The organism is Flavobacteriales bacterium, from assembly GCA_016713875.1.
Classification (GTDB): Bacteria; Bacteroidota; Bacteroidia; order Flavobacteriales_F; family PHOS-HE28; genus PHOS-HE28.
Genome location: JADJOI010000003.1, coordinates 2,397,298 through 2,413,625, shown reverse-complemented (window position 1 = coordinate 2,413,625; position 16,328 = coordinate 2,397,298). Strand labels below are relative to the sequence as shown.

At 64.7% G+C, this 16,328-nt stretch carries 8 protein-coding genes; all 8 read right to left on the bottom strand.

Features of this window, described 5'->3' with window-relative positions:
- Positions 1–12: 12 nt before the first annotated feature.
- Positions 13–3,537 carry a T9SS type A sorting domain-containing protein gene (locus tag IPJ87_11810; protein ID MBK7942536.1) on the bottom strand — a complete coding sequence of 1,175 codons (3,525 nt, stop codon included), beginning with the start codon at positions 3,535–3,537 and terminating at the stop codon, positions 13–15.
- Positions 3,538–3,623: 86 nt separating this feature from the next.
- Positions 3,624–5,210, bottom strand: a complete 1,587-nt coding sequence (locus IPJ87_11805) for a hypothetical protein (GenBank protein ID MBK7942535.1) — start codon at positions 5,208–5,210, stop codon at positions 3,624–3,626.
- A gap of 230 nt (positions 5,211–5,440) precedes the next feature.
- Positions 5,441–6,244, bottom strand: a complete 804-nt coding sequence (locus IPJ87_11800; protein ID MBK7942534.1) for a hypothetical protein — start codon at positions 6,242–6,244, stop codon at positions 5,441–5,443.
- A gap of 5 nt (positions 6,245–6,249) precedes the next feature.
- A complete protein-coding gene (locus IPJ87_11795) occupies positions 6,250–7,638 on the bottom strand; it encodes a T9SS type A sorting domain-containing protein (protein ID MBK7942533.1) in 1,389 nt (462 codons plus the stop codon).
- Between the two features lie 80 nt (positions 7,639–7,718).
- Positions 7,719–9,026: a T9SS type A sorting domain-containing protein gene (locus tag IPJ87_11790; GenBank protein ID MBK7942532.1), complete on the bottom strand. Its 1,308-nt coding sequence runs from the start codon at positions 9,024–9,026 to the stop codon at positions 7,719–7,721.
- Positions 9,027–9,058: 32 nt separating this feature from the next.
- Complete coding sequence (locus IPJ87_11785) at positions 9,059–12,160, bottom strand: outer membrane beta-barrel protein (GenBank protein MBK7942531.1); 3,102 nt, start codon at positions 12,158–12,160, stop codon at positions 9,059–9,061.
- 209 nt (positions 12,161–12,369) lie between these two features.
- Positions 12,370–13,668 carry a hypothetical protein gene (locus IPJ87_11780; GenBank protein ID MBK7942530.1) on the bottom strand — a complete coding sequence of 433 codons (1,299 nt, stop codon included), beginning with the start codon at positions 13,666–13,668 and terminating at the stop codon, positions 12,370–12,372.
- Positions 13,669–13,992: 324 nt separating this feature from the next.
- Positions 13,993–16,209, bottom strand: a complete 2,217-nt coding sequence (locus tag IPJ87_11775; protein ID MBK7942529.1) for a tetratricopeptide repeat protein — start codon at positions 16,207–16,209, stop codon at positions 13,993–13,995.
- Between the last annotated feature and the right edge of the window lie 119 nt (positions 16,210–16,328).

The window sequence follows — 16,328 nt, the reverse complement described above, 5'->3', positions numbered from 1 at the left end:
AGGTCGATCAGCTTACTGGCGGACCAGGCGCTGGGTGTAGAGGCGCTCGCCCACACGGACGTTCACCATGTACACGCCGGGGGCCAGGGAGCTCAGGTCCATGGTGTGCACGAAGGCACCACCCGGAGCGGCGATCTGCGAAGCGCTCACGCGCTTGCCGAAGATGTCCATCACATCGATGTCCATCCGTTCGGCGGCGGCGATGCCGTCGAAGGCCACGTTCACCACCTCACCCCGGTTGGGGTTCGGGTAGAGGCTCATGGTCACGTTGCTGGCCTCATCGAAGAGGATGGCCTCACGACCGCCACCACCCGGGGTGTTGAGGCGGAAGCGGCAGGCGGGGCCGAACGCGGTGTAGTTGCCGCTCACCAGGGCGCGCACGCGCACGTTCAGGTCGAGGTCGGCGGGCACCGGGTTGGTCACCAGGTTGGCGGGCACCAAGTTCTGCGTGGTCTTGAACACGCGGCGGCTGTAGGAACCATGCGGATCAAAGATCCAGAACTGGTAGCCGCTGGCCCCGGGGTAGAAGCTGGCGTAGATCTGGGTGCTGCTGCTGTAGGTGAGGTTGGTGCGGTCGCAGCTGGCGTTGATCAGACGGGCCGCGCTGAGGGGCAGGCAGAACTCGTTGGCCACGCTGCTGGTGCTCGTGAAGGAACCGTTGGCGTCCACGATGCGGTGGCCGCTGGCGTCCGTGAGGACAAAGCCACCACCGCTGATACCATCACCACCGGCGTCGTTCACCACCAGGCGGTAGCAGAGCTGGTTCAGGCAGATGGTCTCGGTGACGATCACGCCGGCCTGACCGTTCTGGTAGGGACCGCCGGAGGCGATCACCGTGGTGCCGCTCTGGTCACGCACTTCCCAGGTGGTCTCAGCGCCGTTGTTGTCCAGGGTGATGTCCAGCGACAGGATCTCCGTGCAGTTGCCGATCGGCGTTCCAGCGCACACGCAGTTCGCGCCGTACACGTCGTTGATCGTGGCCGCATTGCCGTCGTTGCAGGCGGTGCCCGGGAGGGCGCTGCCGCCTGGCACGCCGAGGCAGTCGATCAGCTGGCCGATGCAGTTGCAGTTGGCATCCCAGGTGTCGTTGCCGGTCTGAACCTGGCCATCATCGCAGGGCGTACCCGGCAGGGCGCTGCCGCCCGGCACACCAAGGCAGTCGTTGGCCAGAGTACCGGAGCAGTTGCAGTTGGCGTCATACACGTCGTTGCTGCTGTTCGGGTTGCCGTCGTCGCAGGCGGTGCCCGGCAGAGCGGATCCACCCGGCACGCCGAGGCAGTCGATCAGCTGACCCACGCATACGCAGTTGGCGTCCCACAGGTCGTTGCCGGTGGTGGCCAGGCCGTCATCGCAGGCCGTACCCGGCTGGGCAGGGCCGCCCGGCACGCCCAGGCAGTCGTTGGCCAGGGTACCGGAGCAGTTGCAGTTGGCGTCATACACGTCGTTGCTGCTGTTCGGGTTGCCGTCGTCGCAGGCGGTGCCCGGCAGAGCGGAGCCGCCCGGCACGCCGAGGCAGTCGATCAGCTGGCCCACGCAGGTGCAGTTCGCGCTCCAGGTGTCGTTGCCCGTATTCGCGTTGCCGTCGTTGCAGGCGGTGCCCGGCAGGGCGCTGCCGCCCGGCACGCCGAGGCAGTCGATCAGTTGTCCCACGCATACGCAGTTGGCGTCCCACAGGTCGTTGCCGGTGGTGGCCAGGCCGTCATCGCAAGCGGTACCCGGCTGGGCAGGGCCGCCCGGCACACCGAGGCAGTCGTTGGCCAGAGTACCGGAGCAGTTGCAGTTGGCGTCATACACGTCGTTGCTGCTGTTCGGGTTGCCGTCGTCGCAGGCGGTGCCCGGCAGAGCGGAGCCGCCCGGCACGCCGAGGCAGTCGATCAGCTGGCCCACGCAGGTGCAGTTCGCGCTCCAGGTGTCGTTGCCCGTATTCGCGTTGCCGTCGTTGCAGGCGGTGCCCGGCAGGGCGCTGCCACCCGGCACGCCGAGGCAGTCGATCAGCTGGCCCACGCAGGTGCAGTTCGCGCTCCAGGTGTCGTTGCCCGTATTCGCGTTGCCGTCGTTGCAGGCGGTGCCCGGCAGGGCGCTGCCACCCGGCACGCCGAGGCAGTCGATCAGCTGGCCCACGCAGGTGCAGTTGGCATCCCAGGTGTCGTTGCCCGTGTTCGCGTTGCCATCGTCGCAAGCTGTGCCCGGAAGAGCGGAGCCACCCGGTACGCCCAGGCAATCGATCAGCTGACCCACGCAGGTGCAGTTGGCATCCCAGGTATCGTTGCCCGTGTTGGCGTTGCCGTCGTTGCAGGCGGTGCCCGGAAGAGCGGAGCCACCCGGTATGCCCAGGCAGTCGATCAGTTGGCCGACGCACACGCAGTTCGCATCCCAGGTATCGTTGCCCGTGTTGGCGTTGCCGTCGTTGCAGGCGGTGCCCGGAAGAGCGGAGCCACCCGGTACGCCCAGGCAGTCGATCAGTTGGCCGACGCATGTGCAGTTGGCATCCCAGGTATCGTTGCCCGTGTTGGCGTTGCCGTCATTGCAGGCGGTGCCCGGAAGAGCGGGGCCACCCGGCACGCCCAGGCAGTCGATCAGTTGGCCCACGCACACGCAATTGGCATCCCAGGTGTCATTGCCCGTGTTGGCATTGCCATCGTTGCAGGCGGTGCCAGGTAGGGCGGAACCACCCGGCACGCCGAGGCAGTCCGGGGGAAGCTGCTGGGGGTAGGTGAGGAAGGGGCTCACCTGCTCACCCGAACCGGCCTGGTTCCACACGTAGGTCTCCAGCTGGCTGTTGGGGTCGCTTAGCTGCACGTTGATATGGAAGCTGAAGGTGCCGGCGGTGGTGAACTGACCGATCAGCACGCGGTTGGTGCCGCTCGGGTCCACCCCCTGGCTGGCGGGCAGGGTCGTCCAGGCGTCGTTGATCACCTGGAAGCTGGCCGCTGCGCCGGTGAGCGCGGTGAGGTCGAGCAGGCCGCTGATGTTGTAGGTCAGCGCAGGGCCCGTGCCCGGGATGCTGCCATCGTTGCCCGTGAAGCCCGGGTACACGCCGCAGGTGGTGAGGTCACCGTTGGTGTCCGCGGTGCGCAGCACGCCGAACTGCTGGGTGGCGCTGCCGCAACCGGCGGTGCCGCCGGCGGTGCCCGTCGTGTTCACCGTGATGTAGCTGTCGAAGGCCGTGCCCTCATCGATGCGACGGGTCTGGCCCGGGATGTCCGCGCCGAAGTTGTCGTCGTTCCAGAAGGTGGTCGTCGTCGAGAGATCCAACGGGTTAAGGCTCACGCCGCTGCCCGGGCTGGTCTCCGGCGCACCGAACACCTGGTTCAGCTTGTAGCCGGGGGCCATGTCCACGAAGACACGGTACACCTTCGATCCCGGAGCGATCGTGAAGCTGCTGTTGCCGAGGTCGTTGTTGATCACGTCGGCATCGGCCTGCGTCACCGTGTGGAATTCCTCCACGATGATGCCTTCCAGGCCCTGGGCCTGGGCCGCCAGGGAGCCGCAACAAAGGGCGGTCCCCAGCAGGAGGTTCTTGAAGTTCTGGTTCATGGTTCGTGTGATTGAAGGGGTGAACGGTGTTCCCGGGGAGGGGGTCGGGGCGGACCCGCCCCCCCCGGGGACCGTTCAGGGGTTGCTCAGTAGCAGGTGTTGTTGAAGGCGTTCACGAAGAGGCCGAAGTCCGTGGCGTTCACGATGCCGTCGCGGTTCAGGTCACCGGTGCAGCCGGCCACCGCGCTGAGGTCCGAACCGATGTCCACGGCCACCGAGTAGCTGGGGATCCAGTTCTCACCGCCCGGCTCGAAGGCTCCGCGGTACTTGGCGAAGCTGAAGAAGCTGTCGTTGGGCGGCAGGAAGGTGGTCTGTGCGGCGGGGGCGCCGGCGGCCGGCACGGGGTTCACCCGGTTGGTCACCGTGTTGCTGGTCAGCGGGCTGATGGCGAAGCTGGCATCGATCAGGCTGCCGTCGGCCACGCTCTGGTTGCCGTCGGTGGTGTTGAACTTGATCTGCTCGGGGCTGCCGCCGACCGGGGCCACGCCGTTGATGCGCAGCGGGGTGGTGGCGCCCTGGAAGGTGCAGCCACGCACGTTGAAGGTGCCGGCGTTCCAGTTGGTGGCCGCGTCGTTGGTCATGTTCAGACCGCGCGCCAGGTTGGCGAAGATGCTGTTGACGATCGTGCCCTTCACTTCGCGGCGGGCCTCGATGCCCTCGTCGGCGCCCGGCAGGATGCGGTTGATGATCGTGGCGTTGTAGATCACCGGGTCGCTCTTGGCCGCGCCGTTGCCTGGTCCGTCGTCCCCGTCGCACTCCATGCCGTTGTCGCCCTGGTTATTTGAACCACCGGTGTTGTCGGGGCCCTGCAGGCCATAGAAGAACTGCACCTTGCCCGTCCAGCCCTGGTCGTAGTCGATGTAGTCATCGTCGCAGTGCATGGCCACCAGATATTTGCCGTTCACCGTGCCGCCGAACCACTCGAAGGCGTCATCCAGGTTGCTGGTCACCTCCACATGCTCGATGATCGTGCCGCTGCCCACGCTGCCCATGGTGAGGCCGTTGATCTCGTTGGCCGTGCCGAGCAGTTCGCCGCCGTGGCGCAGGCTCACGTAACGCAGGATCCCGCTGTTGTCATTGGGCACCTCCTGGCCGATGGGCATGCCGTAGAAGTGGCGGCTGTCGCCACCCGCCAGGCCCTCGATCAGGCCCACACCATCGGTGCCGGTGATCGACGTGCTGGCCGCAGGACCTCCATCCTTCAGGTCCGTGCTGCGCACATTGTTGAAGGCCCGGCCCAGCAGGATCAGACCGCCCCACTTGCCGCGGTTGGTCACCGCATAGCTGCCGTCCAGCGGGTCGGCCGTGCTGGTGAAGATGATCGGGCAGCTCTCCTGGCCGTTGGCCCAGATCTGGCCGCCGCGCGTCACGATCAGTGCGTTGGCGTTGATGCCGCTGTTGTCCACGCACTTGATCACCGTGCCGGGCTCGATGTTGAGGTCACCGCCATCGGGCACGTAGATCTTCCGGTCCAGCACGTACAGCGTGTTGCACGTCAGGTTGGTGTTGCCCACCGGCAGGTTGCCGTTCACATCCGCCAGTGTGCTCAGGTTCACGCTCGGTCGGGAGGAGACGTTCGGACATCCGCAGGCCGACCCGATCGATTGGGCCTGGCCGGCGGTCGCCACCATCGCGGCCATCGCCGCCATGGTCAGCTTTCGCTTCGTGTTCATCTTGTTTGAAGGGTTTTGGGGTTTGGGGTTCTTCGTCGAGTGCTCGATCGAGCGGGTCAAAACTCGCGGCCCCTTGTTGGGCCTGCATTACCGCGGGCCTATGCTTTGATTACGTTTTCCTCCGCGCTCGGTGCGCCGAACTGATCATGGCGTCATCCACGGGAAACGCCGGCGTAACAAACAAAGAGGGCCGATGCACCGCATCGGCCCTCTTCACCTCCTCTTCGCCGTCAGTGGCCCATGGCGGGGGCCGATGTCCTGAACTTCCCGTAGGTGAGCGTGGGATGCGTGAACTCACCGGGGCCGGGGTCGCGGGCCACGTACTTCACGGGCTCGTGCTCCAGGGTCTCGATCTGTAGGTTGATCATGTAGGAGAGCTCGCCGGTGGTGGTGAGCTGAGCGATGAGCAGCACGTTCCTATCCGTGACACCACGCTTGCCACCCAGCACCGCGTAGGCGCCGTCGGTGGTTTCGATGTCGAAACCACGCGCTTTGTACAGGTAGCCCGAAGCGAACCGGAAGTCCACCACTTCACGGATCTCCTCATACGCCATGAGACCATCGGTGACGCAGAGCGGAGCGAGGATCCCTCCGGCATCGCCCTTGCGTGACCGGGACCCCGGGTAGGGCGGGCACGTCAGCACCGAACCGTCCTGGTCCCATGCCCGTGGCACGCCCATGTGCTCGTTATCCGCCGCACCGATCGTCAGATAGGAGTCCAGCGCAAGGGTGCCCTCGTTGAGGCGGCCGGCTTGGATCAGGTGACCGAACTTGGCACCCAGCACCGTATCGTTCTCGAAGGCCGTTGTCGTCCAGAACCGGAGCTTGTGCGCCTGGTCGCCGTACACCATCTGCAGTTCGTGGCCCTCGGCGAGGTCCACGAAGATGCGGTACGTGACCATCGCCGGCTCACTGGGCCGCTCGGCAGGCTGCACGTGATACACCTCCACGAACACACTGTCGATGGCCTCCTGCGCGGCCAAGCGAGGTGCGGCCGTCACCAGGAACAACACGAGGACAATCAGCGGCCGCATGGCGATCATCGCTTGATGATACGATGCACCGAACGGGTCCCACCGACGGTGATCTCCAGGAAGTAAAGGCCGCTCGCAAGCTGCTCTACGTCGAGCACTTCGGTGCGCTCAGCCCCCAGAAGGCCCAGGTCGCGCCCCAGAGCCCGCTGGCCCAGCGCATCGCGCAGATCGAGCGTGCCGCGCGCCCCGGTCGCCTCAACGATGCGCACGATCATCCGGTCGTGAACGGGGTTGGGAAGCACGACGACCTCGGCGAGAGCACCGAGTTGTTCATTGAGACCGACGACCCCGGAACAGATGCAGCCCGTCTGCCAGGTGTCGTTCACGCTGTTCGGGTCCCCGTCGTCGCAGGGCTGGCCGGGGAGGGCATTGCCACCCAGCACGCCTTCGCAGTCCTCACCGACGCACTGGCAGCCTGCGTTGTACACGTCGTTCTGCGTGTCGGCGTTGCCGTCATCGCAGGTGCTGCCCGGTACGGCAGGACCGCCGGGGACACCTTCACAGTCGACTTGTTGGGAGGAGGAATCGAAGCAGAGGGTCGGATGGCTGAACTTGTTCTGCACCTGGAAACCGCCGCCCAATGTGTCCGCCGGGATGATCTCCGAGTAGAACTCCAGGATCTCGTGGCAGTTGGGGTCCTGGCACACCAGGCTGTCCGGAATGCGCACCCATAGGTTCAGGCAGAAGGTGAAGGTGCCGTCGGTGGTGAACTGGCCGATGAGGATCTTGTTCGAGGGCGTCGGACCTTCCACGTTGCCGATGTTGCTGCTCCAGGCGAAGTTGTCCGAGCTGTAGGTGGCGCCGCCGTAGTCGTTGAGGATCGTCGGGGCCACGCCCACGGACAGGATGCCCGGAGGGCTTCCTGCCAGCAGCCCGTCCGCCGTGCTCAGCGGAATGCCGGCCAGCGGATCGGCGTGGGCGAGCAGCGGTCCGCCACCTGCACTACCACCGTCGTTGTTCGGCTGGATCGTGCCGTCGGTGTCCTCATCCTTCGGGACACCCCAGTGGGCGTCCGAAGCGGCGCCGGCCGTGAGCCAGCTGTCAAGCATCACCGTGTTCTTCGACAGGTGGATGTCGTTGATGTCGCTGGCCCAGGACTCACCACGGTCGTCATTGTAGAAAAAGCTCGTGGTGCTGTTGAAGCTCAGGTCGTGGCCGGGGAAGCCGCCCACGGTGATCAGCTTGTAGCCCGCCTTGAGGTCGACGAACACGCGATACGTGACCTCCCCCGTGGACAGGTCACTGCTGCCGTCCGTGTCCGCGGCATCGTTGGCATCGGCCACGTAGTAGCGTTCAACGAAGATGCCTTCCAGCCCGGAGGGGTCCGGCGGTGTGTACTGGGCGCGGGCGCCAGTGGCGGTGAGCAGGACGGTGAGAAGCAGCGAGCGATGCATGGTTCGGCGGTTGAGCGGGCGAAACTATCCCCGGGGTATTGCGCCCATGAGAGGCTTGGGTTACCAGATCGTGAATCGCTTCAGTCGCGCACAAGCAGCCTTACCTGTGGACCGCGATCAGTGATCAGTTGGATGAGGTAGGTCCCTGCGGGCAGTCCGCCCAGATCGAGCTCGCGGTGGCCCTGCGCCATGCCACGCATGCTCTCCTCCCGCACCAAACGGCCGGCTTGGTCGAGCACACGCACGGCCTCGACCTGCTGACCGGTCCAGGTGAGCGTGAGGAGGTCCCCGGACAGCGGGTTCGGGAAGAACCGCCACTCCGCTCCGGGCTGAAAGGCATCCGGCGTGGAGACATCCGGGCACACGATCGTGATGTCCAGACCGTTGCAGTCGTCCGGACCATAGCAGCACAGCAGCGGGATGTTGAAGTTCGCCGCGGGGTCGAAGTTGCAGGCCAGGGTGTCGGTGCATCCGAACACGATGGCCGTTTGGCAGGAGCCGTCATCACAACCGGCGGCGGGGTCGTACTCCAGGAAGTTCGGGTCCATGCAGCCGCACTCGGGCGGATATACCAACAGGCCGCTCGGCACTTCATCCGCCGCCAGGAGCGTGTCGTTCCACACATACTTGATGATCGTTCCGTCGGTCTCTTCCACCTCGATGTTCAGATGGAACGTGAGCTCACCGGCCGTGGTCACCTGCAGGATGAGGATGCGGTTGTCCGCCGTGGGACCCTGTACGCCCGGCGTGGTGCAGCTGATCCGCGTATCGGTCGTTTGGAACACCGAGCCGCTGATGCTGTCCTTGAACAGGCTGTCCGGACTGGTGCCGACCACGGCGAAACCGGGAGGCAGGGCCGTGCCGCCGTTCAAGGGCACAAGGCCGTCCAACGAATCCAGCGGCGCGCCGGCGAGCGGGTCCGTGTTCTGAAGCAATCCGCCGGGGATCATCGCACTGCCACCATCGTTGCCGCCCAGGATGCTGCCGTCCGGGTCGTCGACCTTCAGGATACCGAACTTCTGCGTGCTGCCGGCGCCCATCGCGAACCACGAGTCGAGCGCCACCGTGTTCTCGTCCAAGGCGCCGTTGTTGATCTCATGCCCGAAGGTGCGCCCACGGTCCAGGTTGTTGAAGATCGGTTGCGTGCTGCTCACATCCATCGGATGCGAGGCATCCCCGTAAACCGCGCGCAAGGCACAGCTGTCGCACAGGTCCACGTACACCCGGTAGGTGCGTGATCCAGTGATCAGCCCGCCGCCGATGATGTCCGTCGCGTCGTTCGTGTCGGAGACATAGTAGGTCTCCACGATGACGTTCTCCAGTTCACCTTGAGCATGGGCCGCGGTGCCGATCAGGCCCATCAGAAGGAAAGGCCATGAGCGGGCCATCCGCAGGTTCGATGGATGGTGCCTCCGGGTCATCATCGGATGGTGTAGGAGAGGGTGAGCGAGTACTCCGGGCCGTAGGCATAGCGATCGAAATCGACCACATACCCTTGTTCGAACTTATAGGCCCTGCGCAGCGGAGCGTTCAGGATGTTGCGGCCACGCAGACGCACGCCCCAGTGCTTGCCGAAGGTCTTGTTGAGCACCACGTCGATCATGTGGCGCGGCATCTCATAGGCGCGGATGCCCTCGGGGTTCACTTCGGAGTTGGAGATCGCCAGCTTCGGGCCCTGCACGTTGTAGGAAACGCTGAGCTCGAGCCCGAGGCTGTCGCCCTTGTAGGTGAGCATCGAGTTCACGATGTACGGCGCCTGTCCGAACATCGGCGTGCTGTAGGTGGTCGGTTCCGCGGTCAGCACCGTGGTGAGGGTGCTCTTCGACTCCATCCACGTGAAGTTGCCGCGCCATTCGAGCCAGCGCGTCAGCCCCACCCGCCCTTCGAGCTCCAACCCGGTCACCGTGCTGATATCGGCGTTCCGCCAGGTGAATCCGCCGGCCACCGTGTACAGCAGCTCGATGTGGTTGCGGAAGCGTTTGTGGAAAGCACTGAGCGATACGTTGTTGCCTTTCCTGAAGAAGGTCTCCAGCCGCAAATCGTAGTTGTCGATGCTGGTCATCTCCAGATCCGGGTTGCCGTAGACCGGAGCGGTGAGGATGTAGTCGAACAACTGGACCACGGAGAACTCGCGGAAGCTCGGACGGCCCAACGAGCGGAAGTAGCTCGCGCGCAGGTTCATCGGTCGCTCCTGGTCGTCGATGAGCTTGTAGATGAGGTTGACGCTGGGCAGGATATCCCATTGCTCGATCGTGCCTGGTACCGCGGGCTTGGGCTCGGGATTGGAACCTCCACCGATGGCCACATCGCCCACCGTGCCCCGCGTGGTATCGTCCGCGGCAATGCCATCCTCCCAGTAGCGGAGGATGTCGGTGAGCATGTCCGTGTGTTCGGCACGGGCTCCGAACACGGCCCGCAGGCGTTGGGTCACGGCCAGGTCGGCCATGGCGAACGCGCTGGTCACTTTCAGGATGCCGACGTCGTTGTCCTTGAAGGTCCCAGCCGCGTAATACCGCGTGGTGAACCGGCCGTCCTCGCGCATCTCGAAGCGCTCCTGGTCCTCCCATTGCTCGGGCCCGGGGGCACCGAACAGGCCGAAGAAGGTCTGCCGGTTCTTGCGCGTGTTGTTCAGGTAGCCCCCGCCGAACTTGATCTTGTTGGCCCGCGGGTTCTCCACGCTCAGCGGCAGCTCGAATGTGAGCCGCCCGTCCATGATGGACTCATCCAGGAAGCGATAGATGCGCTGCGGCTGCCCAAGGGCCCCGTCCACCTCCGAGAGCGGCGCGCCCGGCGGCGGAAGGATGTACTGAACGGTCTTCAGGTCGAGCACGTCACGCTCACCCTTGCTGTAGGAGAGATCACCTTCGATCCTCAGGTTGTTCAGGCCCGGCACCAGGTTGCGCGTCCCGAACTGGTACACCCACAGGTTCCGTTCCTCGTAGAACTGATCCTCGGCCACGAAGGTCTCCGTTCCGATGTTGGGGTTCAGGAAGGTGCGATAGCGGCCGTTGTTCTGCCCGAGCTGGTTGGGCATCACCATCAGCGACAGGCTGTTGTTCCGGTTGATCTTCAACGAGAGGTTGCCGATGGCGTTCCACCCCTCGGAGATCACGCTGATGCGCTGGTCGCCTTTCTGGCCGTAATCATCCCCCGGCGTGGGATCTTCATAGGGCTCACCGGTCCGCGTGATGGTCGATGCTGGGTCATGCTCCGTTTCCGAGTTGTACCGGAGTCCCACCAGGTAACCCAAGGTCATGGGCGTATCGCGTTTCTTGAACAGCGACAGTTGGTTGCCGATGTTGAACGATAGGTTGTAGTTGGGCCTCCCGGTGGACCCGATCACCCGCCACGTGGAGTTGTTGAACCGGCTGTTGACCTCGGCGAGGCCGGCGTTCACCGTAGGTGAGAAGTAGCCCAGGTCGTACGTTTCGTTGTACGTGTTCACCGCCGCCTGGACCGCCACCGGGTCGTTCAGCAGAGCGGGAGCCAGCAAGCCCAGCTCCGTGAGGGCCAGGTGCTGCAGCGCGTTCTCTGTGCCCATGTTCGTCGATTGGAAGCCCGGGGTGCTGGACACGATGCCATGGTCGTTCAGGTACGACCCCAGTCCGAGAAGGACCAGCTGCTGGTAGAGGTCGGGCTCGATGAAGTCGGGGAACTCCTCGGCGTTCTCCGAGACCCCGTCAGGGATGGCGCGTAGCCCATCATCACGACCCAGCCAGTCGGTGGAGCTTCTTGGTGCGGTGGTGATGGTCTTGAAGGTCGAGTTCGGGTTGTATCCGACCGTGGCGCTGACCCCGACGCGCAGGCGCTCCGGATAGTCGCTCGTATTCAGGGAGATCAACGCACCGGACCAATCCCCCGGCAGGTCGGGCGAAGCCGTCTTGGTGATCACGATGTTGTCCATCAGGCCAGTGGGGAAGAGGTCCAGCCTCAGGTTGTTGGTCAGGGGATCCAACGTGGGGATCCGGTTCCCGTTCACCGTCGTCACGATGTACCGGTCCGCCAAGCCGCGGACGGACACGAAAGCCCCCACCGTGGAGACCCCGGTGACCCTTCTCACCGCTTGGGCGGCATCGCCATCCCCGGTCCTCACCATCTGGTCACCGGAGATGTAGTCCATGCTGGTCGCTGAATTGATCTTCATCCGTTCCAGATACGTCTCGCCGGTCCTCCGTGCCTTCGATTCCACCGTGAACTCCTTGAGCTCGGTGCTCTGCTGGCTCAGTGCGACGTTCAGGATGATGACCTCTCCTCCCTTCGGATCCAGCGTGCGTTCCATGGGCTGGAAGCCGAACGAGGCGAACGTGACCACCACCGGCCCCGGATCTTTGATCGCGAGGGAGTAGTTCCCGTCCAGATCGGCGGCGGTGCCCACGTTCGGCTTGTCCTTCAGCATCACGGAAGCTCCGATCATGGGCTCGCCGTTCTGATCGGTCACCTTGCCCCGCAGGATGCCCTGCCCGGATGCGACGAACGACCAGCTCAATGCGAGCAGGACCAATAAGTGATGGAGCGGCTTCATGACGATGGTCCCTTCCGGGTCGGCGAAGGTCCGGGGCCCCTGTGGGCTGAGCGTTCCGCTTCCATTAAGCATGATCTATTTCGACCCATGAGGCACCACGCTCCGCTTCCGCATGATCGGCGCGGTGTTCGGCCGGAACAGCGATCAGTGTACGCAAGCGTGGGACCCGGAAGTGTTCACGTACGCGTAACGATCCGGTCGAACGGGACTTACTCTGGTTGGCCGGCCGGCATCGCATGCGGCAGTGCACCGATCAGCTGCTGGATGCGCTGGGTCTCCAGGCTCAAGCGGCACACCCGGCGCAGCGTGCGGACGAAACGGTCCAGGTAACGTTCACGTGCCAGCCGCTCCTCCTTGGCACTGCGTCCCGGATGCAGCACCATCTCCTTGTACTGGTCGATCATACGGTCGAGCGCGGACCGTCCTCCCATCATCAGGTCCCAGGCGCGCGCGGGCACACCATCGACCCGGATCCTTCCGTCGATCTCGATCCAGCCTTCCGCCTTGTCCACGCGCATGCGCAACCGCCACAGGTGGGCCGCCCCATCGTCGTCGTGCACGATCCGCTCGAGGAGGGGCGCAGGCAGTGGCGTCACCGTGAGCGGCCACCCCTCCAGCATCTCGTGGCCGAGGTGAAGTTCCAGAAGCTCCTGCCCCATGCTGCACCAGGCCTCCAGATCGGGATGGAGCACGATCCGGATCGGCCCGGGCGGGGCCACACCCTCCTCCGACCGGATGCTCCAGCCGGGGTCGTTCATCACCGCGTAGGTGTAATGGAGCACATCAGCGCTGGTGATGGAGCGATCGGTCGTGGCCTTGCGGTATGGCCGCCGGCGGATGCCTTGGGCCCGGGCAGCTCGCACCTCCGACAAGGAGGGCGGGATCGACCCTGGGTCGTGCCCGTGCCGGATGGGCAGCGAGCCGTACACTTCCCGAAAACGCTCCAAGGCCCAGGTGCTGATGTTGTCCCGGACGTTCCCCTTCGGGTCGAACGTATGTCGCGGCAGGACCACGGTCCGTCGGCCGCTGCCGGCCAGTTGGGCGTGCGGAAGCGCGGTGGTGGCGTGCACGAACGGATGCACGCCTCGTCCTTCCAGCGCAAGGACCAGGAAGGTGTTGCCGGCGCTGCCGTCGTGCCCCAACAGCAGAGGTAGTTCATCCACCATCGGCTCCGGCACGGCGGAAGGATGGAGGTAGCAGCGTCCGAACGGCCGGGGCAGGAATTCGATCAACCCGTCCGGTGCGAACGGTCGCATGGGTGCATCCTCGGCGCCGTCCTCATCGCGCTGTTTGCGCCAGGTTTGGCCGGAGTGGCCGCGGAGCCGTTCGGTCAGCGTCGCAGGGTCGGCGTCGAGCCTCGGATCATGCACATCGATGGGCGGACCGGAAGTGTAATGCCGGAAGATGGCCTGGTCCGATCGACCCGCCTGCACGGCCGCGGTGAACAGCGGGAGTTCCTCCCCTGGTTCTCCAGTGGGCCCCTGCCCGGTGGGTGTTGTGCGCGGCATGGCCGCAAAGCACGAAGGCCCGCGTGAAGCCCTTCCTACCGGAAGGTTAAGCTTCGCTAGCGCTGCGTTACCGTGCGACCGTTCAGTTGGGGGAGAAGCCCGTCCTCAACGGAAGGGGTCGAGGGACCGACCCACGCCCCAAGGGGATCTTCCGGGTAAGGCCCATGTGAACGGTGGCATGCCTCAAGCGCACCCATGTCCATGCGGATCTCACGCAACGATGACCGAAGCATAGATCCCGGTCATGTGCATGATGGGCGGGTCACCAGGAGGCGGCCCGGAGCGGATCGTTCGACACGGCCCGGTCCGCAAGGGCCCTGGTCCCTAGAACGCCCTCAACAACGGCATCTCCACTTCCACCCGTGTGCCTTGTGAAAGGTCCGTATACCGGAAACCCGCCCTGCCACCGTGCTGCTTCTGCACCAGATCCAAGCGTGCACGGGTGATCGCGGTACCCAGCGAGGTCTTCTTCGTGACCACCCCATCGGCCGTTCCTTGCTTGGGTGCGTGCCGGCCAGCGCCATCATCTTCCACGGAATAGACGATCTGCCCGTCCCGCTGATCCACCGTGATGGAGATATGGCCCGTGCCGTCCTTCCCGGCCATGCCATGCCAGATCGCGTTCTCCACGAAGGGCTGAACGACGAGCGGGGGCACCAGCACGTCGCTGGCAGCCAAGGAAGGGTCCACCTGGATGCTGATCTCGAACTTTCCATCCATGCGCATGCGCTCCAGTTCCATGTAGGCCCGAAGGGCATCCAGGTCGTCCTGCAGGGGGACCTCGGCATGCCTGCTGTTCTCCAGTACGGAACGCATCACGCGCGCGAACTTGCTCAAGTAGGTGCTCGCCTTGTCCAGGTCGTTGTGCTGCATGTAGGCGTTGATGCTGTTCAGCGCGTTGAAGATGAAGTGCGGGTTCATCTGGCTGCGCAGCGCCTGGGTCTCCAACGTCGCGGCCTCCTTCTCGAAGCGTTCTTTTCTGCGCCTCCTGTCGGCCATGAACCAGGCGGTGCCGCCTGCGATGAACAGGAGGCCCCCCGCTCCGGTGGCCAGCGCCTTGTTCCGGTTCTGGTCCGCCCGTAGTGCTTCGATCGTGCGCTCGTTCTCCAGTTGCTCGCGTTCTCCGGAGTAGCGCAGGCTGTCCGCCAGCTGCTTCTTGCCGAACGTGTAGTGCAGGTCGCGTTGCGTCAATCGGCGCTGGGCCTGCTCCGTGGTGAGGCTGTCACGGAGCCCTATGTAAGCCTCATGGTAGGCCAATGCCTGTCCCATGTTCCCGGCCGCCTTGTACGCGCGGTACAGGCATTCACAGCTGTTCCGCTTTCCGAAGCGTGACCCGGTGGCCAGCGCCAGCTTCAGGCCCTCTTTGCAGTGCGTGATCGCGCCTTCCGCCCTGCCTTGGGCCAGCTGCACCAGACCGGTCTCGGCCAGGACCAGGGAAGCATGCGGGTCATCGCCGACCGTTCGTGCCAGCTCCAAGGCCTCACCAAGCACGTGCTCCGCCTCCTTGTGGCGCCCCATCAGCCGGTAGACCGTCCCCAGGTCGAGCAAGGTGTGGTCCATCAGGTGGGTGAACCGTCCCTCGCGCTCCATTCGCAGTGCCTCTTCCAGCAGCACGGCCGCGCTGTCGTAACGCCCCAGTTCGATCAACATGCTGCCAATGCCACCACTGGCATCGATCATCCCTTGCCGGTCATCCGCCTGGCGATACAGGTCATACGCGCGGCGCATGAACGCCAGAGCGTCAGCCTTCTCTCCCAGGGCGGACCTTAGGTCGCTGATCTGGGATAGGCACTGGGCGACACCGCTCGCGTTGTTGGCGGCCTCCTGGATGGCCATGGAGCGATACATCATGTCTATGGCCTCTCCCACCTTGCCGGTCTCGGCATACACGTTCGCCATGTTGCTGTATCCCGTGCCTGCCATGTCCTGCAGGCCGACATGCTGGGCCAGTAGCGCCGCCTTCTCATAGTAGATCAATGCACTATCCGGCCGACCTTGTGTTTCATGCACCGCACCGATGTTGTTGTAGCAGTATACCAGGCCGCGCTGGTTGTTCGCTGCGCTATGCTTGAGCAGGCTTTGGTGGTAGTACGAGATGGCTTCGGACATCCGGCCCAGGGACTGATGGATGGTGGCCATGTTGCTCAGTGTGGCCCCCGCACCCCGCAGGTATGCGGAGTCCGTTCGCAACGAGCAGGAGCGGAATGAACTGTCCAGGTACACCAAGGCGATCTCTCCTCCCCCGGTGCGGAACGTGGCGATGCCGATGTTCCGGAAGGCCTGCCCCACCATGAGCGTATCGCCATGTGCCCTCGCTTCGGACAACAACCGCCGCGACAACCCCAGACTGCTGTCCTGATCCACCCGGGACACATGGTAGATCACATCGTCCAGCGCGACCAGGCGTTCGTGGGAGGAGAGCGCCTGATCGTGGTAGCGCTGCCATGCGTTGCGCAGCTTCTCCTGATCCTGGGCGTATCCGCCCAACACACCGCACACGAACACGAGGTGGATGGACCGGCGAAGAAAAGAGCTTGGCATCAGGTTGAACCAGAGATCCAAGGTACACTGGCGGGCCGAGCAGGCGTCTCGTCCGGCTTGAAGCCTGCACAGGCTCGATGAGCTCCTGCTCTTAGCGAACTGCGCGGCGTTCCACCTGG

What these genes read in the sequence shown, in the direction of transcription:
- IPJ87_11810 (MBK7942536.1), bottom strand. Translation starts at nt 3,537, where the DNA reads ATGAACCAGAACTTCAAGAACCTCCTGCTGGGGACCGCCCTTTGTTGC.
- IPJ87_11805 (MBK7942535.1), bottom strand. Translation starts at nt 5,210, where the DNA reads ATGAACACGAAGCGAAAGCTGACCATGGCGGCGATGGCCGCGATGGTG.
- IPJ87_11800 (MBK7942534.1), bottom strand. Translation starts at nt 6,244, where the DNA reads ATGCGGCCGCTGATTGTCCTCGTGTTGTTCCTGGTGACGGCCGCACCT.
- IPJ87_11795 (MBK7942533.1), bottom strand. Translation starts at nt 7,638, where the DNA reads ATGCATCGCTCGCTGCTTCTCACCGTCCTGCTCACCGCCACTGGCGCC.
- IPJ87_11790 (MBK7942532.1), bottom strand. Translation starts at nt 9,026, where the DNA reads ATGGCCCGCTCATGGCCTTTCCTTCTGATGGGCCTGATCGGCACCGCG.
- IPJ87_11785 (MBK7942531.1), bottom strand. Translation starts at nt 12,160, where the DNA reads ATGAAGCCGCTCCATCACTTATTGGTCCTGCTCGCATTGAGCTGGTCG.
- IPJ87_11780 (MBK7942530.1), bottom strand. Translation starts at nt 13,668, where the DNA reads ATGCCGCGCACAACACCCACCGGGCAGGGGCCCACTGGAGAACCAGGG.
- IPJ87_11775 (MBK7942529.1), bottom strand. Translation starts at nt 16,209, where the DNA reads ATGCCAAGCTCTTTTCTTCGCCGGTCCATCCACCTCGTGTTCGTGTGC.